Here is a 22473-nt window from a genome sequence, read left to right on the forward strand (position 1 = left end):
AAACAAAAAACCCCGGAAATCCGGGGTTTTCTTTTCATACAGGTCTGAGGCTTAAGCCTTCAGCACGTCCAGTGCCGCAGCGTAATCCGGCTCGGTGGTGATTTCATTCACCAGCTCGCTGAAGATCACTTCATCGTTTTCATTGATAACCACTACCGCACGTGCGGTCAGGCCTTTCAGCGCGCCTTCGGCAATGCTGACGCCGTAAGTCTGCTGGAACTCAGGGTTACGCAGGGTGGAAAGGGTGACAACGTTGTTCAGGCCTTCAGCGCCGCAGAAACGGGACTGAGCGAACGGCAGGTCGGCAGAAATACACAGCACAACGGTGTTATCCAGCTCGGTAGCCAGCTGGTTGAATTTGCGCACGGACGCGGCACACACGCCGGTGTCGATGCTTGGGAAAATATTCAGCACTTTACGTTTGCCGGCAAACTGGCTCAGCGCAACGTCAGAAAGATCTTTCGCGACCAGAGAGAAGGCGGCGGCTTTGCTGCCTTTCTGTGGGATCTGACCTGCAACCTTGACCGGGTTGCCCTGGAAATGAACGGTTTGTGACATGTTTAATCTTCCTTTTACATAAAATTAACGCCGGGAACAGTGTATTCCAGGAAATCCGTGATGAACATAAAAAACTGAAAGTACATGCAAAAGCGCGGGCTCGCTATACTCAGGCGATAACCCCAAGGGAGACTGATGATGAGAACAGTGAAAGTTTACCAGGAAGCCTGGCCGCTCCATACGCCATTTGTAATCTCGCGTGGAACCCGCAGCGAGGCGGTTGTTGTGGTGGTGGAAATCGAACAAGGCGGCATAAAAGGCGTCGGCGAATGCACGCCGTATCCACGCTATGGCGAAAGCGATGCTTCGGTGCTGGCCCAGGTCACCACGGTACTTTCACAGCTTGAGCGCGGCATGACGCGCGCTGAATTACAGCAGGCTCTTCCGCCAGGGGCGGCGCGGAACGCCATTGACAGCGCGCTTTGGGACCTGGAAGCCCGCCAGAAACACACCACGATATCGGCCCTGAACGCCGTCGAATTGCCGGAAATGGTGACCACGGCGCAAACCGTTACGATTGCCGCCCCGGAACAAATGGCTGCCTCAGCGGCTTTGCTTTGGCAGAAGGGCGCCCGACTGCTCAAGGTGAAACTGGACGATCGCCTCATCACCGAACGGATGGTGGCTATCAGGGCGGCGGTGCCGGAAGCCATTTTGATTGTGGATGCCAACGAGTCCTGGCGGAGTGATGGCCTGGCCGCCCGCTGCCAGCTGCTGGCCGATCTCAACGTGGCGATGCTGGAACAGCCGCTGCCGGCGGGGGATGATGATGCGCTGGCGAATTTTATTCACCCATTGCCGATTTGCGCCGACGAAAGCTGCCACACCCGTAGTAGCCTGCCAGCGCTTGCCGGGCGCTACGACATGGTGAACGTTAAGCTCGATAAAACCGGGGGCTTAACTGAGGCATTATTGCTGGCTCAGGCCGCGCGAGAACAGGGTTTTGATGTCATGCTCGGCTGTATGCTCTGCACATCTCGCGCCATTGCCGCCGCTTTACCGCTGGCGGCTAAGGTGCGCTTTGCCGATCTCGATGGCCCCACCTGGCTTGCCGTCGACGTGGAGCCCTCGCTGCATTTTGAAACGGGAAAACTTTATCCCTAATGCTTACCTGTGCCAGTGCAAAAGGTCAGTCATCGCCCGCAGGTAGCGCTCGCTGGCCTCATCGGCTGAAATCGGTGGGAATTCAGCCGTAATGCACGGCAGGCCTAAATCGGCACACCAGCTGCCGAACGACCCCGGCGTTTCGTAGCCAACGCTGGTCACCAGCGGGAGCGTAAAGGCTTCTGCCAGCCAGTGCCCCAGCGCGGAGCTGTGCGGATCTTCAATACAGCCCAGCGGATCGTGAAAAGAGACTACCCAGGCGGGCTGCAGCTGATGAATAAGCTGGCACAACGCGGTGGTTTCTGGTTCGGATCCCGGCGTTTGCCCGGTAGAAAGCACCACGTCACGCTTGTCCGCGCTACTGTTCCAACGGTAAACGGTATCGCCAGCTTTCCAGTTGGCCGCCGGGAAGTTGCGGTTCAAATCGACGCCGTGCGCGTTGGCGCGCAGGCCAAGCTGGCAGCCGTCCGGGTTAACCGCCAGCACCACGTGGTGCCGCCTGAACTGCGGCTCAAGCGTTCTTAAGGCGCAGGAAAGCGCCACCATCGCGGCGTTTTCATCCCCGTGAGTACCGGCAATGATAAGCCCGCTGCGTTCTTCCGTTTGAGTGGCGGGGAAATAGAGCAACGGCGCACCTAGTACCGATTTGCCGTAGCGTTCACAGCCCGGCGGCAGGTGGCCGCGCTGGGGGCGAGGGCGGGTCGTGGGCATGATATTCCTCTCACTGAATAAAGCGGCTATTAACGTCATTAATAGCAATGTTTTAGGGAAAACTCACCTTAATCCGCAGATGTGAGCTTTTTCCTGGAATCAAAAGAATAAATTACGCTACAGTAACTTACACCAATCTCCTGAATGCAAAAACACGGAAGGAAAGCGATGAAAAAAAGCCTCAGTTTTAGCTGTTGTGCGTTGGCCGTGGCCGCCATGCTGCAAAGCGCCTGGGCGGCGGATGTTCCTGCGGGAACGAAGCTGGCGAGCAGTCAGGAGTTAGTCAGACATATTAAAGATGAACCTGCGAGCCTGGACCCAATCAAAGCGGTTGGTCTGCCGGAAATTCAGGTTATTCGCGATTTATTTGAAGGCCTGGTTAACCAAAACGAAAAGGGTGAACTGGTGCCAGGTGTTGCCACCAAATGGCAAAGCAACGACAACCGCATCTGGACGTTTACGCTTCGCGACAACGCCCGCTGGTCCGATGGAACGCCTGTCACCGCGCAGGATTTTGTTTACAGTTGGCAGCGGCTGGTTGACCCTAAAAATACCTCTTCGTTTGCCTGGTTTGCCGCGCTGGCGGGTATCACCAACGCCCAGGCCATTATCGACGGGAAAATGCCGGCTGATAAGCTCGGCGTTACCGCCGTAGATGCTAAAACGCTTCGCGTACAGCTTGATAAACCCGTACCGTTCTTCCCAAGCCTGGCGGCAAACTTTGCCTTCTATCCCACGCCTAAAGCGGTTGTTGAAAAATTGGGTAATGAATGGACGAAACCCGGCAATCTCGTGGGCAACGGCGCATTTACGCTGCAGGACCGCGTAGTGAACGAGAAGCTGGTTGTTGTGCCGAATAAAAATTACTGGGACAACGGGAAAACGGTGCTGACCAAAGTGACCTTTATTCCTATTAACCAGGAGTCGGCGGCCACCAAGCGTTACCTGGCCGGCGATATCGACATCACCGAATCTTTCCCGAAAAATCTCTATCAGAAACTGCTGAAGGACATTCCGGGGCAGGTTTACACGCCGCCGCAGCTTGGCACTTATTATTATGCGTTTAACACGCAAAAAGGACCGACGGCGGATGCTCGCGTTCGTCTCGCCCTGAGTATGACCATCGACCGCCGCCTGATGGCTGAAAAAGTGTTGGGCACGGGAGAGAAACCGGCCTGGCGCTTTACGCCTGACGTTACCGCGGGCTTTAAGCCAGACCGCTCTCCGTTCGAAGACATGAGCCAGCAGGAGCTGAACGCCCAGGCGAAAATGCTGCTGCGTGCCGCCGGCTATGGCGATGCCAAACCGCTTAAACTGACGCTGCTGTACAACACTTCTGAAAACCACCAGAAGATAGCGATTGCCGTTGCGTCGATGTGGAAGAAAAATCTGGGCGTTGACGTGAAGCTGCAAAATCAGGAGTGGAAAACCTACATCGATAGCCGCAACACCGGCAATTTCGACGTTATTCGTGCGTCATGGGTCGGGGATTACAATGAACCTTCTACTTTCCTGTCGCTGCTAACGTCCACCCACAGCGGGAATATTTCACGCTTCAATTCCCCGGAATACGACAAGCTGCTGTCCCAGGCCGCGCAGGAAACTACCGACAAAGCGCGGAATGCGGATTACAACGCCGCCGAAAAAATCATTCAGGAAAAAGCGCCTATCGCGCCAATCTACCAGTACACCAACGGTCGCCTGATCAAACCGTGGCTGAAGGGCTACCCGATCAACAACCCGGAAGACGTGGCCTACAGCCGCACGATGTATATTATCAAACACTAAGTATGGCTAAAGTTTAGCCAGAAAAAGTGCTATGATCGTCACCTCAGGCATAGCGATTGCGGAGGTGACGAGATGGCATCAGGTTGGGCCAATGACGGCGCCGTTCAGGAGCAAATCGACAGTACCGTGGACGACGCCGTGGCCAGAGCGCGTAGCGAGCTACCGAAGGGCGAAAGCCTCGAATACTGCGAAGAATGCGGCGAACGCATTCCGGAAGCACGGCGCAAAGCGATTCAGGGCGTGCGGCTGTGTATTCGCTGCCAGCAGGCGGAAGATGCGCGCCGGGCCACATTCTCAGGCTATAACCGCCGTGGCTCGAAAGACAGCCAGTTACGCTAGTAAGAACCGGGCCATCGCCCGGTTTTTTTATGTCTCCGGTTAAGCTTTATTTACTCTTTTCTCTGCAAATTCAGCGCGTTTGATAACCTCAGGTGGTTGCCTTCGTTTCAGAGATGGCTAGACTGACAGAAAGAACTGATTCAGCTTGAGGATTGCGCAGTGGATGTAATTAAAGGCAGCGAGCTGCACGTGCCGGACGCGGTGTTTGCCTGGCAACTGGATGGCAGGGGCGGCGTCAGGCCTCTCGACAACAATGAAATTATCGACAGCGAGCATCCCTGCTGGCTACACCTGAATTACACCAACGCCGACAGCGCCGACTGGCTGGCCAACACGCCGCTGTTGCCGAACTATGTCAGGGAGGCGTTAGCCGGTGAAAGCATGCGTCCCCGCGTTTCTCGCGTGGGTGACGGCACGCTAATCACTCTGCGTTGCATCAACGGCAATACCGATGAACGCCCGGACCAGCTGGTAGCCGTGCGGCTCTACATTGACGAACGGCTGATTGTCTCAACCCGCAGGCGGCAGGTTCTTGCGCTGGATGATGTGGTGAACGACCTGAATGAAGGCACTGGCCCAACCGACTGCGGCAGCTGGCTGGTGGATGCCTGCGATGCGCTGACCGACCACGCCAGCGAATTTATCGAGCAAATGCACGATAAAATCATCGACCTTGAAGACAATTTGCTCGACCAGCAGGTGCCGCCTCGTGGGGCGCTGGCGTTGTTGCGTAAACAGCTGATTGTCATGCGGCGCTATATGTCTCCGCAGCGTGACGTCTATGCGCGCCTCGCCAGCGAGCGGCTAAGCTGGATGAACGACGACCAGCGCCGCCGCATGCAGGATATTGCCGACAGGCTGGGCAGGGGGCTGGATGAAATCGACGCCTGCATCGCCCGCACCGGCGTGATGACCGATGAAATCTCCCAGGTTATGCAGGAATCCTTAAACCGCAGAACCTACACCATGTCTCTGATGGCGATGGTATTTTTACCCAGCACGTTTTTAACCGGGCTGTTTGGCGTGAACCTCGGCGGTATTCCCGGCGGAGGCTGGGCCTTCGGCTTTGCGCTGTTCTGCATCATGTTGGTGGTTATGATTGGTGGTGTTGCCTGGTGGTTACATCGCAGTAAATGGCTGTAAAGTTGCGGGATTTGGAACGAGTTTGTGGGCGAAAACGGCGCTGTTATTGAGCAAAATCAAGAAACCGAAAGCCTTGCCGCGGCAAACTCTCTCTTGCAGGTGAATGCAACGTCAAGCGATGGGCGTTGCGCTCCATATTGTCTTACTTCCTTTTTTAGAATTACTGCATAGCACAATTGATTCATACCATGCCGACTTTCAAAGTCGGCTTTTTTTTGCCTGCAATTTGTGGACTATGCTTTAAAGGGCGATTCACCCACGCAGGAGATGACGATGCTGTATCGCAACAGCCTGATGATGAGCGACCCGGCTTTCCCCACCGAACCCGTGCCGGTACCCGACCCGCTTCCGCGGCCACAGCCCATACCCGATCCGCCGACCGACCCGGATCCAAGGCCGATAATCGACCCTCCGACACACCATTGAAGTTTTCCCTCTCCGGGCGGAGAGGGAATGGGGATTATTTAATTTCCAGAATATCCAGGCGCTGCAGCGGGGCGTCAGCGCTGTCTTCTTCCGGCTGCCAGCCGACGGGCTGCATAGGGATCTCTTCGCGATCGAACGCCAGGTCGCCCCCGTTCACCACTTCTGCACCGTGGGTAATGCCTGCAAAATCAAACAGCTCGGTATCGCAGAGATGTGATGGCACCACGTTCTGCATCGCGCTGAACATCGTCTCAATGCGGCCCGGATAGCGTTTATCCCAGTCGCGCAGCATGTCGGCAATCACCTGGCGCTGCAGGTTTGGCTGCGAGCCGCACAGGTTGCACGGAATAATTGGGTATTCGCGGGCGATGGCAAAACGCTCAATGTCTTTCTCGCGGCAGTAGGCCAGCGGGCGGATAACAATATGTTTTCCGTCGTCGCTCATCAGCTTCGGTGGCATACCCTTCATCTTGCCGCCATAGAACATGTTCAGGAACAGCGTTTGCAGAATATCGTCGCGATGGTGGCCCAGGGCGATTTTGGTACAGCCCAGCTCGGTGGCGGTGCGGTAAAGAATGCCGCGACGCAGGCGCGAACACAGAGAACAGGTGGTTTTGCCTTCCGGGATCTTTTCTTTCACGATGCCGTAGGTGTTCTCTTCCACAATCTTGTATTCAACGCCGATGCTTTCCAGGTAGGCAGGCAGCACGTGCTCAGGGAACCCCGGCTGTTTCTGGTCGAGATTTACCGCCACGAGACTAAAGCTGATTGGCGCGCTTTGCTGCAGGTTACGCAGGATTTCCAGCATGGTGTAGCTGTCTTTGCCGCCGGAAAGGCAAACCATAATGCGGTCGCCGTCTTCAATCATGTTGTAATCGGCAATCGCTTCACCCACGTTACGGCGCAGGCGTTTTTGTAACTTGTTCAGGTTGTACTGTTCTTTTTTTGTAGCTTCTTGATTCAATTGCATTATTTACTGTCTCTGAAACCAAAAGGGGCATATAAGGGGCAAACTTTTTCAAAGCGCCAGCTTACTGTGAAGCCTATTCACCTGGTTGCCGCTCAGTTCTTCAATCCATGCAGCATAGACTTCATAAACCATCTGCGCGTTTTCATGCCCCATCTGATTTGCAATAAATGAGGGGTTCGCACCTGCAGATAACAGCCAGCATGCGTAAGTGTGGCGTGTATGGTACGGATTCCGGCGGCGAATTCCAGCACGTTTTACAGCTGCGCCCCGACGGTCACCAATGCTCGACACGTTGTCATACGGTTTTTGTTCGTCTTTATGTAAGTACACCCGTTTTAGTTCCACGCACTTTTTGAGATTTCCGGGTTTTTGACCCTGGCCCAAAATCAATGCAGTGCTAAATCAGGTTGTATTGTTCTTTTTGAGTGGCCATGAAAGTCTCTGGCTCTGAATCCAACACGCACGGCGTGTCATGCCGGCGCGTAGGGTACGGATTGCGGCGGCGAATGCCAGCAGGATTTACGGTCACGCCACGTCCATCGACTATGCTTTACCAGGTTACCGAACATTCATAGCAACAAGGAGTGAGGTTTATGACATTCGTAAAGACGAAAGATGGCGTCAATATCTTTTATAAAGACTGGGGGCCGAAAACGGCGCAACCGATTGTTTTTCATCACGGCTGGCCGCTCAGCGCCGATGACTGGGATAACCAGATGCTGTTTTTCTTAGGCGAAGGTTTCCGGGTTATCGCGTTCGACAGACGCGGGCATGGCCGTTCTGACCAGGTCAGCGATGGGCACGATATGGATCATTATGCGGCAGATGCCTCGGCGGTGGTGGAACATCTGGATCTTAAAAATGCCGTGCACGTCGGCCACTCAACCGGCGGTGGGCAAGTGGCTCGCTATGTCGCCCAATACGGGCAGCCTCAGGGGCGCGTTGCGAAAGCCGTTTTAGTCAGTGCCGTGCCGCCGCTGATGGTGAAAACGGCGAGTAATCCGGGCGGAACGCCGCTCGAGGTGTTTGACGGCTTCCGTAAGGCGCTGGCGGCAAATCGTGCGCAGTTTTACCTTGATGTTGCCTCAGGCCCGTTCTACGGCTTTAACCGCCAGGGCGCCGATGTTTCTGAGGGGAGTGTTCGGAACTGGTGGCGGCAGGGCATGGCCGGCAGCGCGAAGGCCCACTATGAAGGGATCAAAGCGTTTTCAGAAACCGACCAGACCGACGATCTGAAAGCCATCACCGTGCCGGTTCTGGTTCTGCAGGGCGATGACGACCAGGTTGTGCCGTACAAAAATGCGGCTATTCTGCAGGATAAACTGCTCAGCAATAGCACGCTGCACATCTACCCCGGCTATCCTCACGGGATGCATACCACGCATGCCGATACCATCAATGCGGATATCCTGAAATTTATCCGCAGCTGATAGCGCTGTTATCAGGGGGAGGCCGAAAGCTTCCCCTTCTTATTTCCCCGCTTATGCCTCGGATGCCAAAGATGACAAGGCCGCCATCGCCGACTCGGTATCTTTATGGGCCACGAAAATATGGTCGTGATAATACCCAGCCACCACGTTACAGCTGATACCTTTTTTCGCCAGCGCGCGTGAAAATGCGGCGGTAAGGCCAACGGCGGCGAGGGATGAGTGAATCTTCAGGGTGATCCAACTGGCGACGTAGTCATAGCTTACGGCATGTTTATCCGCCAGATCCTGAGGCAGGACCAGCGTGACGCCTTCAGCCTCGCGGACGGTCACAATGGCGGCATCTTTTAATTCCGCAGGAGGTGAGGCTAAAGTGCAAAAAACATATTTACCCGGGTTAAGCTCCGGGGCAGCATTACTCAGTAGTATTTCCAGGTTATTCTCGCCAGCCATTTATCCGTCTCCTTTTCATTGAGTGAGGACGAATTAAATAGCGTTTGAGTGATAAATAAAAATTAAAAAATATGCTGTTGCATTAGGTGCGCTAATGATGAGGCGGCGCGTCTTTGACGCACCGCCCGCGCTTATTTCCCGGTCAGCATCTGCCAGAGAAACTCTTCGATCATGGCCTGGTGGGCCGCCGTCTGGCTATTTTCCGGCGCGCTGCCGTGGCCGGCATCCGTTTCTTCATACAGCCAGACGTTCTCGTGCCCTTGTTGCTGCATCCGCGCCACCATCCGACGCGCGTGGGCCGGGCTAACCCTGTCATCCTGGGTGCCGGTGGTGAACAGCGTGGGGGGATAATCCACATCGGCGGACACTTTGTCGAACGGAGAATAACGCTGCAGCCACTCTCGTTCTTCGGCAATGTCCGGGTCGCCATACTCGGCAATCCAGGAGGCTCCCGCGAGCCAGCGGGGATAATTCAGCATATCCAGCAGCGGGACTTCGCACACCAGCGCGCCAAATAATTCTGGGTAGTCGGTGAGCATATTACCGATCAACAGGCCGCCGTTGCTCCCACCCTGAGCGGCAAGCTTCGCGGCACAGGTCACTTTCCGCGCCGCCAGATCGCTTGCGACAGCGGTAAAATCTTCCCAGGCACGATGACGATGCTGTTTGAGCGCAGCCTGGTGCCAGCCGGGGCCGTATTCACCGCCCCCCCGAATATTCGCGACGACGTAAACCCCGCCTTTTTGCAGCCACGTCGCGCCTTTTGAGTCCAGGTAATGAGGTGTTAAAGAAACCTCAAATCCACCGTAACCGTACAGCAGCGTCGGATTATCACCGGACAGCGCCAGTGCTTTGGCGGCCACCTGGAAGTAGGGGACGCGGGTGCCATCCAGTGAAAGGGCAAAGTGCTGGGTCACGCTAAATTCTCCCGCGTCAAAGCAGGTTGGATCCTGTTTCACGAGGCTTAGCGTGTCGTCGTCCAGATCGCCATAGCTGAGACTGTGGGGCTGCAGGAAACCGTGGCTGACCAGCCGGTAGCGGTTACTTTCATCGTCGATGCCGCCGGCGGAAACGTTGGTGAAATCGGGCAGCTCAAGCGTTTTTATGCAGTGCCGCTGGCCGCCGTCGATTTTCACAACTTCGACCTTCTCAACGGCGTCCTGGCTCAGGTTCAGCAGAAGGTAATCGCGGGTTGAGCTGTAGCCTTGCAGCGTCGTGCGCGAATTTGGCGTGAAGAGCGAAATGAAATTGCGCTCACCTCGCTGAAAATCAGCTAAATCAATAGCCAGCAGAGCGCCTGCAGGCCAGGTTGTTTCAGCGATTGTCCAGTCGGAATTAAGCGTCACCAGCAGCCAGTCTTTGAAAAATCCGCAGGAGGCATCTTCCGGAATGGCGATAAGCGTCAGGGTGTTGTGGCCGGTCAAAAGCCAGGTTTGCCCGTGGTAAAAGTCTTTGCTGCAGTGCACCACATCCCGCTCAAAACCGGGGGTATCATCATGCCAGGCGGAAACGGCCATATCCGTTGCTTCACCTGCGTAGATCAGCGGTGCATCCTGCGGTGATGTCCCTCGAGTCCAGCGATAGACACGGCGTGGATAGCCGGAGGTGGTGAGCGTATCATCCCCTGCATCGAGCGCCAGCAGCAGCGTGTTTTCATCCAGCCAACTGACCGAACTTTTGCTTTCCGGCAGGAAAAAGCCCTCGGGGATAAACGTTTTATTTACCAGATCAAATTCACGAATTTCACAGGCATCGCCGCCGCTGGATAAAAAGATCAGCGCCCGGGAATAGTCCGGGTGGAGGAGATCGGCGCCGTGATAGCTCCAGTTCGCGCCTTCCTCTTCGTTCAGGCGATCGACATCCAGCACCGTTTCCCATTCTGGTGCAGCGGTAAAGTAAGATCTTTCGGTGGTGCGGCGCCAGATGCCGCGAGGGTGTTCGTCATCCTGCCAGAAGTTATACACCTCGTTGCGGTAGTGGTTCCCCCAGGGAATGTTGGTTTTATCGTCCAGCGACTGCAGGATCGCGCCCCGCATCTGCTGGAAGCGCTCTCCCGTGGCAAACCTGTCCGTGGTGCGCTTATTTTGTTTTTCCACCCAGCTTAGCGCCGCGGCATCTTCCGGGGTTTCGAGCTGGCTAAGCAAATCCTGACTCACTGGCTGTGTCATCACGCGTCCTTTTGTTGGGTAACGGGCCTGCAATCGACCATATCATTATGCTTATGCCCATTACACCTGAAGGCTTTTGTGGTTTCTGCCAGCATGCTCGAATTTTTTCGTTTGCAAAACGAAGGGCTTAGCAAAAGTACGTGTTTTCTTACTTGAAGTGTCTTTTTTACCTGATACTGTATATTTAAACAGTATTTGTATTGGCGGTATCATGAATCTTCTCAAACCTGCGGCCTGTTGCCCGGACGCTTCCTTTCCTCTCTTTGCTGACCTGGTGCAATGCGGCTTTCCGTCACCGGCTCAGGACTATGTTGAGCAACGTATCGATCTTAATAAGCTGCTGGTGCGCAATCCCGGCGCGACCTATTTCGTAAAGGCGGCGGGGGATTCCATGGTAGAAGGGGGAATTGGCGAAGGGGACTTGCTGATTGTGGACAGCTCAAGAACCGCGTCACAGGGCGATATTGTGATTGCGGCGATTGACGGGGCGTTCACCGTGAAGCGCCTGCAGCTTCGCCCCACGGTGATGCTACTGCCGATGAACAGCGCCTGGGCACCGATTCCCGTCCCCGATGAGGCCGAACTCGATATTTTTGGCATCGTCACTTTTATCATCAAAGCGGCGGGCTAAACATGTTTGCGCTGGTGGACGTCAACAGCTTCTACGCCTCCTGCGAAACGGCATTCCGCCCGGATTTAGCCGGAAAGCCGGTGGTGGTTTTATCCAATAATGACGGCTGCGTCATCGCCCGCTCTGCGGAAGCCCGGCCCTTTGTCAAAATGGGTGCGCCTTTTTTTAAACAGAAAGAGGCGCTCAGGCGGCATGGCGTGCTGACGTTTAGCAGCAACTACGAGCTGTATGCCGACATGAGCGAGCGGGTGATGGGCGTGCTTGAAGAGCTGCTGCCCAGGGTCGAGATTTACTCCATTGACGAGGCATTTTGTGACTTAACGGGCGTGAGCAATTGCTACAACCTGAAGGCCTTTGGCCAGACGATCCGCTCGACTATTCGCCAGCGCACCCGCCTGACGGTGGGCGTGGGCATCGCGCCGACAAAAACGCTGGCTAAACTGGCAAACCTGGCGGCAAAAACGTGGCAAGAACGAACCGGTGGCGTGGTTGATTTATCCCGCCCGAAGCACCAGCGCTGGCTTATGGCACAGCTGCCCGTGGGCGAAGTCTGGGGCGTGGGGCGGCGGCTGTCGAAAAAACTCGACGACATGGGCATCAGAACGGTTTTACAGCTTGCCGACGCGGATATTCGTTTTATTCGACGGCATTTCAGCGTGGTGCTGGAAAGAACCGTGCGCGAATTGCGCGGGGAATCATGCCTTGAAATGGATGAGTTCTCCGCCGCCAAACAGGAGATCATCTGCAGCCGCTCGTTCGGAGAACGCATTACCGAGTATGAGGCTATGCGCCAGGCGATCGGCAGCTACGCCAGCCGGGCGGCGGAAAAGCTGCGGGCTGAGCACCAATATTGCCGGGTGATCTCTGCCTTTGTGAAAAGCAGTCCGTTTGCCGTGAACGAACCCTATTACGGCAACTGCTCGTCCGTCTCGCTGCTCATCCCCACACAGGACAGCCGGGATATTATCCAGGCCGCGTTGCAGAGCCTGGACGCTATCTGGCAGGCGGGGCATCGCTACCAGAAAGCCGGCGTGATGCTGGGGGATTTTTTTAGTCAGGGCGTGGCGCAATTCGATTTATTCGACAACCATGTTCCACGCCCTAACGGCGAAAAACTGATGACCGTGCTGGACTTCCTGAATAAAAAGCAGGGCAAAGGCACGCTCTATTTTGCCGGGCAGGGCATACAGCAGCCGTGGGCGATGAAGCGCGACATGCTGTCGCCGCGCTATACCACTCGCTATGCCGATCTACCGCAGGCGTGGGTGTGCTGAATGTGCTGCCGTTACACATTCACATTTTCGGGAAGCGGAACAGCGATCGGTTCCCCGCACACCGTGACGCGTGGGCCGCCAAGTTCGTTCCAGCGGAATAAATTCAGGTGCCAGCCATCGGGAATACTTCGGGAACGGTCGATAATGCCATCGGCATTGGAGAAGCGAGCCCGGTCAGCATTTTGCCAGGAAGGCGGGTCGATATTTTGCTGCAGGGCGCTGAGCCAGCAGTGATTAGACAGATCGCGGTTGATGCCTAAAGCCAGGCATGAATATTCATCTCGCTGGTCCAGCACCCGCGCGTCTTCGACATACAGTGGGACGAGAAGCCGCGGCTTGCCGTCTTTTTGCATATGGGCGGCAACCGCCAGCCTTGCCCACTCAGGTACCGGGCTCATATAAAGAATTGTTTGCCCTGGCCGATGGTAACGCCCTGGGGAATCGGGCCGGGTGCGCGACAGCACGCTACTGAGGAACTCCGCCGGAACGGCGCGAAAAAAGAAACCGCTGACGTTTTTGAAATGAAGGTGGTTATCGGACACAATGGCACCTGGTTTGCTCAGAAAATTAGCAACCCTAGTTTAACCAGAACGTTGTGACAGAATTGCCATCGCAAAGACCGAAGCGTCTGTGATGATCGTGCTATGGCCAGAATAGTTTCGCCGCTGAACTTTTTTTCAACCGGCCTGTCAATATCACAGCAAGCATCATGGGAGAGCGTTTCGAAGTGAAAGGATTGTTGACAGCATTAATACTCATTGCCAGTTTTCTGATTGGCTGTGCGATGTATTACAAAGTGGGCTGCTGGTTTGAAGATGACATCATCAATTTTTACGCCGGAGACGAAGGGTAAGGGGTGGGTAACTGCGCGAGGCATCATTACCCGGAATGTTTAACCTTTAAAGACGGAAAACTTTTTGGTCAGCGGTTTGAGTTTTTCCGTTTCGCCGTACAGCGCGATGCCAACAAAATCGAGCTCAGCGAAAGGCGTGTCGCGCGTATCTTTGATCTGCTGCTCAGAAGAGTGCGACAGCATGGTGGTGGTAAAGAAGTTATACAGCACGCCTTCTTCCCTGCATTTCTCCAGCGTCGTCCCCAACTGGCTGCTGTTTTTAGACTGAAGTACAACCACCGGATAATGGTTCATCCAGGCGCTTAAGCCGCTATCCTGGTTGGGATAGTCATGAAATACAGGCTCCTCGACTTTAAGCATAATACCGCCGCAGAGGTGGCCCACGGCATTCATTTGCACGCTGACGTCGGCAGTGCGGTTCACGATGACATACAGCTTATAGTCATTATCTTCGAACATTCTGGCTCCTTGTCTGTTTAAGCTTCTGCTTTGGCTGCTGATTTAGCTTAGGGCGAAAAGCTCAAGCATAGTAATCGTTTTTTTATCCGTCTTCCTGCTTGCGATCAATCTTCCCACCACATGAAAGTCATTCAAATATCAATCGTTATATATTATTTTATATAGCGATTAATAAGGAGAACAAATGGAACTTTACGTCTTTTATGTGGGCGGCAATGCCGGAAAATCCAATATCGAAGTGCATGACGTCCAGTTTGTGGCTGCAGAGAAGCCAGAGGACGCGTGGCCCGCGCTGCGGGCGGCCTGGTTTGGTGACAAAGATAAAATCCATATCGACGGGTACGGCAAGCTGCGTTGGGCCGACGGCTACCGCATTAGTCTTTCCGATAAACCCGTTGAACAAACGCCAAAGCTCTTTTTTGTGAACGTCGGCGGCTACAGCCCGAAAACGCTGGCGGAGCTGCATGACTTTGATTTCTTCGTGGCTGAAAATCCGGCCCAGGCAAAGGAGAAGGCGATTGCGAACCTGCTGGTCGAAAGCTACCAGCAGCACAAAGACAACCTGAAAGATGTCGATGACTGCCTGCTGTTAGAAAGCGTGGGGGATTATTTTATCCATCTGGAAAAAGCGGAGCAGGGCGAACGCTTCAGGCCAGAATGGCAGGGCTATTTGCCGATTAGCGAATAGCGCTATTATTCCCAATGGAAAACGGTGCCTTAGCGAAAGGCACCGTTTTTACTGTTTCACTCGCTAACGCAGCAAAATTGATAAACTCACGCCTGAACTACGCGAATCTGCTAGCATACGCGCCTGCCCGTTATTATTAAGAGATGACCATTGTGACCGCTTTTTCCGTACTGAACGCTTTACCTGAAGCACAACTCGCCAACCTTAGCGAACTGGGGTATCACGAAATGACGCCCGTTCAGGAAGCGGCCTTGCCCGCCATTCTGGCCGGAAAAGACGTCCGTGCTCAGGCCAAAACCGGCAGCGGCAAAACCGCAGCTTTTGGCCTTGGCCTGCTGCAGCACATTGATGCCAGCCAGTTTTTAACCCAGTCGCTGGTGCTGTGCCCAACCCGCGAACTGGCCGACCAGGTCGCTAAAGAGCTGCGTCGCCTGGCGCGCTACATGCCAAATATTAAAATTTTAACCCTGTGTGGTGGCCAGCCGTTTGGCGTACAGCGAGACTCGTTACAGCATGCGCCGCACATTATCGTGGCCACGCCGGGCCGCCTGTTAGATCACCTGAAAAAAGAAACGGTGAAGCTGGAGGCTCTGCAAACGCTGGTGCTGGACGAAGCCGACCGTATGCTGGACATGGGCTTCGCCGACGCCATCGATGAAGTTATTGCCCATGCGCCGGCCAAACGCCAGACGCTGCTTTTCTCCGCCACCTGGCCTGCCGCCATTGCCGCTATCAGCGGGCGAATTCAGCGCGACCCGCAGACTATCGAAATTGATACCGTTGATGAGCTGCCGTCCGTTGAACAGCAGTTCTATGAAATCTCCCGCGGGGGCAAAATCGGCCTGCTGCTGGCGCTGCTCAGCAAGCATCAGCCGGCGTCCTGCGTGGTGTTCTGCAACACCAAAAAAGATTGCCAGGCCGTGTGCGATGCGCTGAACGAGCGACATCAAAGTGCGTTAGCGCTGCACGGCGACATGGAACAGCGCGACCGCGACCAGACGCTGGTGCGTTTTGCCAACGGCAGCAGCCGCGTGCTGGTGGCAACAGACGTTGCGGCGCGTGGGCTGGATATCAAAGCGCTGGAAATGGTCATTAACTACGAGCTGTCGTGGGATCCGGAAGTGCACGTTCACCGCATTGGCCGTACCGCGCGAGCCGGGCAAAGCGGGCTGGCTATCAGCTTCTGCGCCCCGGAAGAAGCGCAGCGCGCGAGCGTGCTGGCTGAAATGCTGAATCTTTCGCTGAAATGGCAGCAGGTGCCGTCCGGCGTTTCCGTGAAGCCGCTGGAAGCGGAAATGGCGACGCTGTGCATTGACGGCGGCAAGAAAGCCAAAATGCGTCCGGGCGATATTTTGGGGGCGTTAACCGGCGATATGGGGCTGGAAGGTGCGGACATCGGCAAAATCGACGTCCACCCAATCCATGTTTACGTTGCGGTGCGCCAGTCCGTGGCGCGTCACGCGTGGAAACAGCTGCAGCAGGGCAAAATCAAAGGTAAATCAGTGAAAGTTCGCCTGCTGAAGTAAACGCGTTTTCTCCTCCGCCTGACCTTCTCCCCACAGGGGCGAAGGTATCTGAAGGGGGGGCGTGTTTTCCCCTTACCCTAACCCTCTCCCCATGGGGGAGAGGGGATAAAAGAACGGCAATCTATGTTTTCCCGTTCTCTCTTCCAGAGTGACGGGATTAAAAAGAACGCCAATCTACGATTCCCCCTCTCCCTTCCAGGGAGAGGGCCGGGGTGAGGGGCATTCCCCCGATTACTCGCTAACCTTCTCCGCTTTACCCGCCAGCTGCGCCAGGAAGTCGTATCGCTTCTGCAAATCGGCGGCGGCATCTTTCCACAGCTGCTCGGCGACTTCCGGCTGCTGGGCGTTCAGGCGGCGGAAACGCTGCTCCTTCATTAACGTGTCGGCCAGCGCATCGGACGGTGGACGGGAATCCAGCGCCAGCGGCACCTTGCCTTCATCAGCCCTACGCGGGTCGAAGCGATAAAGCGGCCAGAAGCCGGTGGCGGTCAGCTGGCGCATCTGATCGTGGCTCAGCGCCAGATCGTAGCCGTGCTCTTCGCAAGGGCTGTAGGCGATGATCAGCGATGGACCAGGATAAGCCTCCGCCTCCTGAATGGCCTTCATCGTCTGGTTCAGCTGTGCCCCCAGCGAAATCTGCGCGACGTACACATGGCCGTACATCATCATGCTGACGCCCAGATCTTTACGTGCTTTACGCTTGCCGTGCTCGCCAAACTTGGTGACGGCGCCCAGCGGCGTGGCTTTAGACGCCTGGCCGCCGGTGTTGGAGTAACACTGCGTATCCAGCACCAGAATGTTGACGTTTTCGGTCAGGCTCAGCACGTGGTCGAGGCCACCGAAACCGATGTCATAGGCCCAGCCGTCACCGCCAATCAGCCAGATAGATTTCTCCACCAGCGCGTCGGCATCGGTGACCAGCTGACGGGCATCAGCATCGTCAATGTTCGCCAGATGTTTACGCAGCTCGGCGACCTGTTCACGGCGGACTTCCGGTGTCGCTTCCGCGTGAAGCTGCTCATTAAGCTCGGCCGGAAGTTTATCGGCAAACTGGCCCAGTAAACGCATGACGCGGGCGCGGTGCTGGTCCACCGTCAGGCGGAAGCCCAGCCCAAATTCGGCGTTATCCTCAAACAGCGAGTTAGCCCAGGCTGGCCCGCGGCCGTTTGCGTCGGTGGTGTACGGCGTGGATGGCAGGTTGCCGCCGTAAATAGACGAACAGCCGGTGGCGTTAGCGATCAGCATACGGTCGCCGAACAGCTGGGTCAGAATTTTAATGTACGGCGTTTCGCCGCAGCCTGAGCAGGCCCCGGAGTATTCAAACAGCGGCGTTAGCAGCTGCGAGGTACGGATATCGATACGCTCCAGGCTGGTGCGATCGATTTCCGGCAGCGCGAGGAAGAAGTCATAGTTCTCTTTCTCTTCTTCAACGTGTTCAAGGCGAGACAGCATATTAATCGCCTTGATTTCCGGGTTCTGGCGATCTTTGGCCGGGCAAACTTCTACGCAAAGGTTACAGCCGGTGCAATCTTCCGGCGCTACCTGCAGCACGTATTTCTGGCCGCGCATATCCCGGGACTTCACGTCCAGCGACTGCAGGGCTTCCGGGGCGCCTTCCATTGCCTCAGGCTGAACCACTTTGGCACGAATAGCCGAATGCGGGCAGGCGGCGACGCAGTGGTTGCACTGGGTACAAATATCCGGCTTCCAGATAGGAATCTCTTCGGCGATGTTGCGTTTTTCCCAGCGGGTCGTGCCCATCGGCCAGGTCCCGTCCGGCGGCAGGGCGGAAACCGGCAGGGCATCGCCGAGACCGGCGAGCATCGCGGCGGTAACGGTTTTCACAAAATCAGGTGCGGCGTCGGAGACGACCGGCGGACGCATCGCGCTTGCCGGGTTAACGTCCTGCAGAGGCACTTCGGCGAGGGAGTCACGAGCCAGCGCCAGCGCCTGCCAGTTACGCTCGACGATTTCCGTCCCTTTACTGCTGTAGCTTTTGGCAATCGCGCCCTGCAGCTCTGCCAGCGCGGTGTCGCCAGGCAGGATCTGCGTCAGGTGGAAGAATGCCATCTGCATTACGGTGTTGATACGGGCACCAAGATGACACTCGCGGGCGATCTTCGCCGCGTTAATGACGTACAGGCGAGCCTGCTTCTGATTGAGCACCGCCTGAACTTCCTGCGGCAGGCGACTCCACACCTCGTCGGCGGCGTAAGGCGTGTTCAGCAGGAAAATACCGCCGGGCTTCAGGCGCTCGGCCATCTGGTACTTGTCGATAAACTGCAGCTGGTGGCAGCCAACGAAATCGGCTTTCTCAATCAGGTAGGTGGAGTTGATCGGCTGCTCGCTCACGCGCAGGTGAGAAACCGTCAGCCCTCCGGCCTTTTTGGAGTCATAAACGAAATAACCCTGGGTAAACCATGGCGTGGAGTTACCGATAATTTTGATATTGTTTTTGGTGGCAGACACGCTGCCGTCGCTGCCCAGGCCATAAAACAGCGCTTCGAGTTTAGCGCGGTTCGGCAGGGTATTTTCCGGCAACGGCAGCGACAGGTTGGTCACATCGTCGTAAATGCCCACGGTAAAGCGCGGGCGCGGTTTGGCTTCGCGAAGTTCATTGAAAATAGCCAGGACGCATTCCGGACCGAACTCTTTGGATGACAGCCCGTAGCGGCCCCCAATCACGCGAGGCAGCGTTTCGCGCTCGCCACGGCTTACCGCCTCGGCAAGCGCGGTCATCACGTCGAGATACAGCGGCTCAGCAAGGGCCCCCGGCTCTTTAGTACGGTCAAGCACCGCCACCTGACGCGCGGTTTGCGGCAGAACTTCCAGCAAATGTTCGGCGGAGAAGGGGCGGTACAGGCGCACTTTCAGCACGCCGACTTTTTCGCCCCTGGTCAGCAATTCATCGACAACTTCTTCACAGGTGCCGACGGCGGAGCCCATCACGATAATCACGCGCTCCGCTTCCGGGTGGCCGTAATACTCAAACGGACGATAGCTACGGCCGGTGGTGGCGGCAAAGTCGTTCATCGCCTGTTCAACGTGCGCGTAAACCGCGTTGTACCACGGGTTGGTCGCTTCGCGGGACTGGAAGTACGTATCCGGGTTGGCCGACGTCCCGCGAATCACCGGATGCTCCGGGTTCAGGGCGCGGGCGCGATGTTCATCGATCTCTTTTTGCGGCAGCAGGCCGCGAAGGGTATCGTCCGCCAGCGGCACAATTTTGTTGATTTCGTGCGAGGTGCGGAAGCCGTCGAAGAAGTGAATAAACGGCACGCGGCTTTTCAGGGCCGCAATATGGGAAATCAGTGCGAAGTCCTGTGCTTCCTGGACGCTGCTGGCGCACAGCATGGCGCAGCCGGTCTGGCGCACGGCCATCACGTCAGAATGATCGCCAAAAATGGAAAGCGCGTGGGTGGCCACGGTGCGCGCGGCAACGTGGAGAACAAATGGCGTCAGCTGGCCCGCAAGCTTGTACAGCGTCGGGATCATCAGCAGTAAGCCTTGCGATGACGTAAACGAAGTGGAAAGCGCCCCGGTTTGCAGCGCCCCGTGCACCGCGCCAATTGCGCCGGCTTCAGACTGCATCTCGACTACGCGAGGGACATCGCCCCATACGTTCTTCCTGCCGTCACCCGACCAGGCATCCGCCTGTTCCGCCATTGTCGAGCTGGGAGTAATCGGGTAGATGGCAATTACTTCGCTGGCACGAAACGCCACGGAGGCGACTGCGCCGTTGCCGTCGATAGTGATCATAAGACACCCTTACATTGCGCAAAATAAAGGGACTCGCCTGAAAGCCTGGAGCCCCGTTGTAATTCCTCAATTATAGTGTGTCCACCCTGGCCATTAGAAGTTATGGGCCTGCCGAGTGCACAAATTGATCCACGATTAACAGTGAAATAACCTGGGGACGTACTGCGCTGAATCATAAAAGGAATGAAGGATGCTCAGAAAACTCTGATGTTTTGGCTTGAAAGGTGATCTGTGCCACAAAAATCAACACATTTTATTGCCTTATGCTCTCGACGCAGCGGGAACCATGCGCCATTATGCAAAGGTTTTGCATATTCAGACGGGAGAGAGAAGCCATGCGCGCTGCGTTTTTAGCCGGTTGTGCCGCACTGTTATTATCGGCATGCAGTAATGAACCCCCTCAACAGGCCACTGCGGCCCACGTTCCTCCTGGCCTCAGGGCGGCAATGTCCAGCCAGGGCGAAGCGAACTGTGCGATGATTGGCGGTACGATGAGCGTTGCGCGTCAGCTGGACGGCAGCGCGATTGGCATGTGTGCCATGCCGAACGGCAAGCGCTGTAACGAAAACTCGCTTGCCGCTGGCACCTGTGGAAGCTACTGATTAATTAACGAGATCGGCCAGTTTGTACGTCAGCGTATGCTGGCCGCTCTTCAGCACCAACTGCTGGTTAGCCAGAGAAACTTTGGCCCCGCTGGTCAGCATGTCATTGATACGGTGATCCAGGTCGTTCAACAGCGGGTCGCTGCAAAGCATCATCGTCATGCCCACGCCTTTCGCCTTCAGCGTGTTGTGTTCCAGGGTTGCCTGGCCCATAAAGCGGTTACACATCTGACCATAAATCTGCATGTTTTCACCAAAGCTAAGCTCAGGCGCGCGTTTGCTGTTTTTCACGTCCAGAGGCTTACCGTCTACGCTCTCCAGCACAAAGCGATGGTGCTGCAAATCTTGTGCGGTCACGGCACCTTTATCGGAATCTGACGGCTGGGCGCAACCTGCCAGCACTACGCTTGCCAGCATCAGTGAAGCGAACTTTTTCATTTCTTCTCCCTAAGTTTTATCAGTCATCAATGAAAGCGCGCCACTTTCGCAGGATGTGGCGCATGAATCAGTAAGGATACTCTTAAAATTAACCGCCTCCTGCGAGAGGCGGGCGGAAAATCAATTCAACTGGTTCGGGCAAGGCTCGCCTTTTTCCAGCTGACGCAGGTTTTCAAGCGTCGTTTCGGAAATGCTGGTCAGCGCCTCCGCCGTCAAAAATGCCTGGTGGCCGGTAAACAACACGTTGTGGCAGGCGGAAAGGCGGCGGAACACGTCGTCCTGAATCACGTCGTTAGACTTATCTTCAAAGAACAGATCGCGTTCGTTCTCGTACACATCCATGCCCAGCGCGCCGATTTTCTGGTGCTTGAGCGCGTCGATGGCGGCCTGGGAATCAATCAGCCCGCCGCGGCTGGTGTTTATCACCATCACGCCGTCTTTCATTTGATCAAAGGCGGAGTGGTTGAGCAGGTGATAGTTTTCCGGCGTCAACGGGCAGTGCAGGGAAATAATGTCGGACTGCGCAAACAGCGTTTCGAGATCGACATATTCTACGCCTAAATCCAGCGCCGCTGCGCTCGGATACGGGTCAAACGCCAGCAGGCGCAGGCCAAACCCTTTCAGGATCCGCAGCGCGGCAACGCCGATTTTCCCGGTGCCGATCACGCCTGCCGTTTTGCCGTGCATGGTAAAACCGGTTAAGCCTTCGAGCGAAAAGTTGGCGTCACGTGTGCGCTGGTAGGCGCGATGAATGCGACGATTAAGGCACATCATCATCCCGATAGCGTGTTCAGCCACGGCTTCCGGCGAGTAGGCAGGGACGCGAACCACGGGCATACCAAGCTCTTTCGCCGCGTCTAAATCGACGTTGTTAAAGCCGGCACAGCGCAGCGCGATAAACTTAACGCCGTGTTTTTTTAGCTCTTCCAGCACCGGGCGACTACCATCATCATTAACGAAAATACACACGCCGTCGCAGCCGTTGGCCGTTTTGGCGGTTTTTTCGCTCAACAGGAAGTCAAAAAATTCAAGATCAAAGCCATATTCCTGGTTAACCTGCTCCAGATACTTTTTGTCGTACTGTTTTGTGCTATAAACCGCAAGTTTCATAAGACTTATCTCCAGAAAGGGTTGGTTCCAAAACTATCATGCTTAA

21 protein-coding genes and 2 pseudogenes are annotated in these 22473 nt (G+C 55.7%); 12 read left to right on the forward strand and 11 right to left on the reverse strand.

Translation table 11 applies throughout. The features are described from left to right. Nucleotides 1-51: 51 nt before the first annotated feature. Entirely contained in the window at nucleotides 52-558 is a 507-nt protein-coding gene (tpx, locus tag WFK85_RS06430) for a thiol peroxidase (protein WP_008461361.1), read from the reverse strand. A 138-nt stretch (nucleotides 559-696) separates the two neighbouring features. On the opposite strand from tpx, the gene ycjG reads away from it, so the two are divergent. After that, nucleotides 697-1662, forward strand: a complete 966-nt coding sequence (gene ycjG / locus WFK85_RS06435) for an L-Ala-D/L-Glu epimerase (protein ID WP_166992956.1) — start codon at nucleotides 697-699, stop codon at nucleotides 1660-1662. Between the two features lie 3 nt (nucleotides 1663-1665). Here the strand turns inward: ycjG and mpaA are convergent, their stop codons facing one another. Then, complete coding sequence (mpaA, locus tag WFK85_RS06440; RefSeq protein WP_166992128.1) at nucleotides 1666-2373, reverse strand: murein tripeptide amidase MpaA; 708 nt, start codon at nucleotides 2371-2373, stop codon at nucleotides 1666-1668. Between the two features lie 168 nt (nucleotides 2374-2541). Between mpaA and WFK85_RS06445 the strand changes: the two genes are divergently transcribed. From WFK85_RS06445 to ynaL, 4 genes and pseudogenes are all read left to right on the forward strand, one after another. Further along, nucleotides 2542-4161 carry an ABC transporter substrate-binding protein gene (locus WFK85_RS06445; protein WP_166992131.1) on the forward strand — a complete coding sequence of 540 codons (1620 nt, stop codon included), beginning with the start codon at nucleotides 2542-2544 and terminating at the stop codon, nucleotides 4159-4161. 72 nt (nucleotides 4162-4233) lie between these two features. After that, the gene (locus tag WFK85_RS06450; protein ID WP_166873458.1) at nucleotides 4234-4500 is read left to right on the forward strand and encodes a DksA/TraR family C4-type zinc finger protein; all 267 of its coding nucleotides are present in this window, start codon (nucleotides 4234-4236) and stop codon (nucleotides 4498-4500) included. Between the two features lie 159 nt (nucleotides 4501-4659). Further along, the gene (gene zntB, locus WFK85_RS06455) at nucleotides 4660-5643 is read left to right on the forward strand and encodes a zinc transporter ZntB (protein ID WP_008461367.1); all 984 of its coding nucleotides are present in this window, start codon (nucleotides 4660-4662) and stop codon (nucleotides 5641-5643) included. A 267-nt stretch (nucleotides 5644-5910) separates the two neighbouring features. After that, nucleotides 5911-6036, forward strand: a pseudogene (gene ynaL, locus WFK85_RS23605) (proline-rich small protein YnaL); the annotation flags it as partial. Between the two features lie 67 nt (nucleotides 6037-6103). Here the strand turns inward: ynaL and ttcA are convergent. Together ttcA and WFK85_RS06465 are read right to left on the reverse strand one after the other, a co-directional pair. After that, the gene (ttcA, locus tag WFK85_RS06460; protein ID WP_008461368.1) at nucleotides 6104-7039 is read right to left on the reverse strand and encodes a tRNA 2-thiocytidine(32) synthetase TtcA; all 936 of its coding nucleotides are present in this window, start codon (nucleotides 7037-7039) and stop codon (nucleotides 6104-6106) included. Between the two features lie 48 nt (nucleotides 7040-7087). Further along, nucleotides 7088-7351 (reverse strand): annotated as a pseudogene (locus tag WFK85_RS06465) (tyrosine-type recombinase/integrase); the annotation flags it as partial. A 281-nt stretch (nucleotides 7352-7632) separates the two neighbouring features. Here WFK85_RS06465 and WFK85_RS06470 point away from each other — a divergent pair. After that, nucleotides 7633-8469: an alpha/beta fold hydrolase gene (locus WFK85_RS06470; RefSeq protein ID WP_008461370.1), complete on the forward strand. Its 837-nt coding sequence runs from the start codon at nucleotides 7633-7635 to the stop codon at nucleotides 8467-8469. Between the two features lie 51 nt (nucleotides 8470-8520). Here WFK85_RS06470 and WFK85_RS06475 read toward each other — a convergent pair whose 3' ends face one another. Then, nucleotides 8521-8919 (reverse strand): ACT domain-containing protein, encoded by a 399-nt coding sequence (locus tag WFK85_RS06475; protein ID WP_336707268.1) that lies wholly within the window; start codon nucleotides 8917-8919, stop codon nucleotides 8521-8523. Between the two features lie 131 nt (nucleotides 8920-9050). Then, nucleotides 9051-11087 carry a prolyl oligopeptidase family serine peptidase gene (locus WFK85_RS06480; protein WP_336707267.1) on the reverse strand — a complete coding sequence of 679 codons (2037 nt, stop codon included), beginning with the start codon at nucleotides 11085-11087 and terminating at the stop codon, nucleotides 9051-9053. A 211-nt stretch (nucleotides 11088-11298) separates the two neighbouring features. Here WFK85_RS06480 and umuD point away from each other — a divergent pair, with 211 nt between their 5' ends. Both umuD and umuC read left to right on the forward strand, forming a co-directional pair. Further along, complete coding sequence (umuD, locus tag WFK85_RS06485; protein WP_008461373.1) at nucleotides 11299-11718, forward strand: translesion error-prone DNA polymerase V autoproteolytic subunit; 420 nt, start codon at nucleotides 11299-11301, stop codon at nucleotides 11716-11718. A 2-nt stretch (nucleotides 11719-11720) separates the two neighbouring features. Next, nucleotides 11721-12992, forward strand: coding sequence for a translesion error-prone DNA polymerase V subunit UmuC (gene umuC / locus WFK85_RS06490; RefSeq protein WP_166992143.1), 1272 nt, complete (start codon nucleotides 11721-11723; stop codon nucleotides 12990-12992). Between the two features lie 11 nt (nucleotides 12993-13003). Here umuC and WFK85_RS06495 read toward each other — a convergent pair whose 3' ends face one another. Beyond that, the gene (locus WFK85_RS06495) at nucleotides 13004-13534 is read right to left on the reverse strand and encodes an RES family NAD+ phosphorylase (RefSeq protein ID WP_336707266.1); all 531 of its coding nucleotides are present in this window, start codon (nucleotides 13532-13534) and stop codon (nucleotides 13004-13006) included. A gap of 167 nt (nucleotides 13535-13701) precedes the next feature. Between WFK85_RS06495 and WFK85_RS06500 the strand changes: the two genes are divergently transcribed. Further along, nucleotides 13702-13845 carry a hypothetical protein gene (locus WFK85_RS06500; protein WP_156107034.1) on the forward strand — a complete coding sequence of 48 codons (144 nt, stop codon included), beginning with the start codon at nucleotides 13702-13704 and terminating at the stop codon, nucleotides 13843-13845. Between the two features lie 39 nt (nucleotides 13846-13884). On the opposite strand, the gene WFK85_RS06505 is transcribed toward WFK85_RS06500, so the two are convergent. Continuing rightward, nucleotides 13885-14304 carry a DUF2000 family protein gene (locus WFK85_RS06505; protein ID WP_008461378.1) on the reverse strand — a complete coding sequence of 140 codons (420 nt, stop codon included), beginning with the start codon at nucleotides 14302-14304 and terminating at the stop codon, nucleotides 13885-13887. Nucleotides 14305-14488: 184 nt separating this feature from the next. Here WFK85_RS06505 and WFK85_RS06510 point away from each other — a divergent pair, with 184 nt between their 5' ends. Next, entirely contained in the window at nucleotides 14489-14992 is a 504-nt protein-coding gene (locus WFK85_RS06510) for a DUF1543 domain-containing protein (RefSeq protein ID WP_008461379.1), read from the forward strand. A gap of 152 nt (nucleotides 14993-15144) precedes the next feature. Next, on the forward strand, nucleotides 15145-16518 hold the full coding sequence (gene dbpA / locus WFK85_RS06515; RefSeq protein ID WP_008461381.1) for an ATP-dependent RNA helicase DbpA: 1374 nt from the start codon (nucleotides 15145-15147) through the stop codon (nucleotides 16516-16518). Nucleotides 16519-16749: 231 nt separating this feature from the next. Here the strand turns inward: dbpA and nifJ are convergent, their stop codons facing one another. Continuing rightward, complete coding sequence (gene nifJ, locus WFK85_RS06520; protein ID WP_336707261.1) at nucleotides 16750-20277, reverse strand: pyruvate:ferredoxin (flavodoxin) oxidoreductase; 3528 nt, start codon at nucleotides 20275-20277, stop codon at nucleotides 16750-16752. Nucleotides 20278-20612: 335 nt separating this feature from the next. On the opposite strand from nifJ, the gene WFK85_RS06525 reads away from it, so the two are divergent. After that, on the forward strand, nucleotides 20613-20879 hold the full coding sequence (locus WFK85_RS06525; protein WP_008461385.1) for a putative hemolysin: 267 nt from the start codon (nucleotides 20613-20615) through the stop codon (nucleotides 20877-20879). On the opposite strand, the gene hslJ is transcribed toward WFK85_RS06525, so the two are convergent. Together hslJ and WFK85_RS06535 are read right to left on the reverse strand one after the other, a co-directional pair. Continuing rightward, nucleotides 20880-21317, reverse strand: a complete 438-nt coding sequence (hslJ, locus tag WFK85_RS06530) for a heat shock protein HslJ (protein ID WP_008461387.1) — start codon at nucleotides 21315-21317, stop codon at nucleotides 20880-20882. Nucleotides 21318-21437: 120 nt separating this feature from the next. After that, nucleotides 21438-22427 carry a 2-hydroxyacid dehydrogenase gene (locus tag WFK85_RS06535; RefSeq protein WP_008461388.1) on the reverse strand — a complete coding sequence of 330 codons (990 nt, stop codon included), beginning with the start codon at nucleotides 22425-22427 and terminating at the stop codon, nucleotides 21438-21440. Nucleotides 22428-22473 lie beyond the last annotated feature (46 nt).

It is taken from the genome of Cedecea sp. VD22, from assembly GCF_037150195.1.
Lineage (GTDB): Bacteria > Pseudomonadota > Gammaproteobacteria > Enterobacterales > Enterobacteriaceae > Cedecea.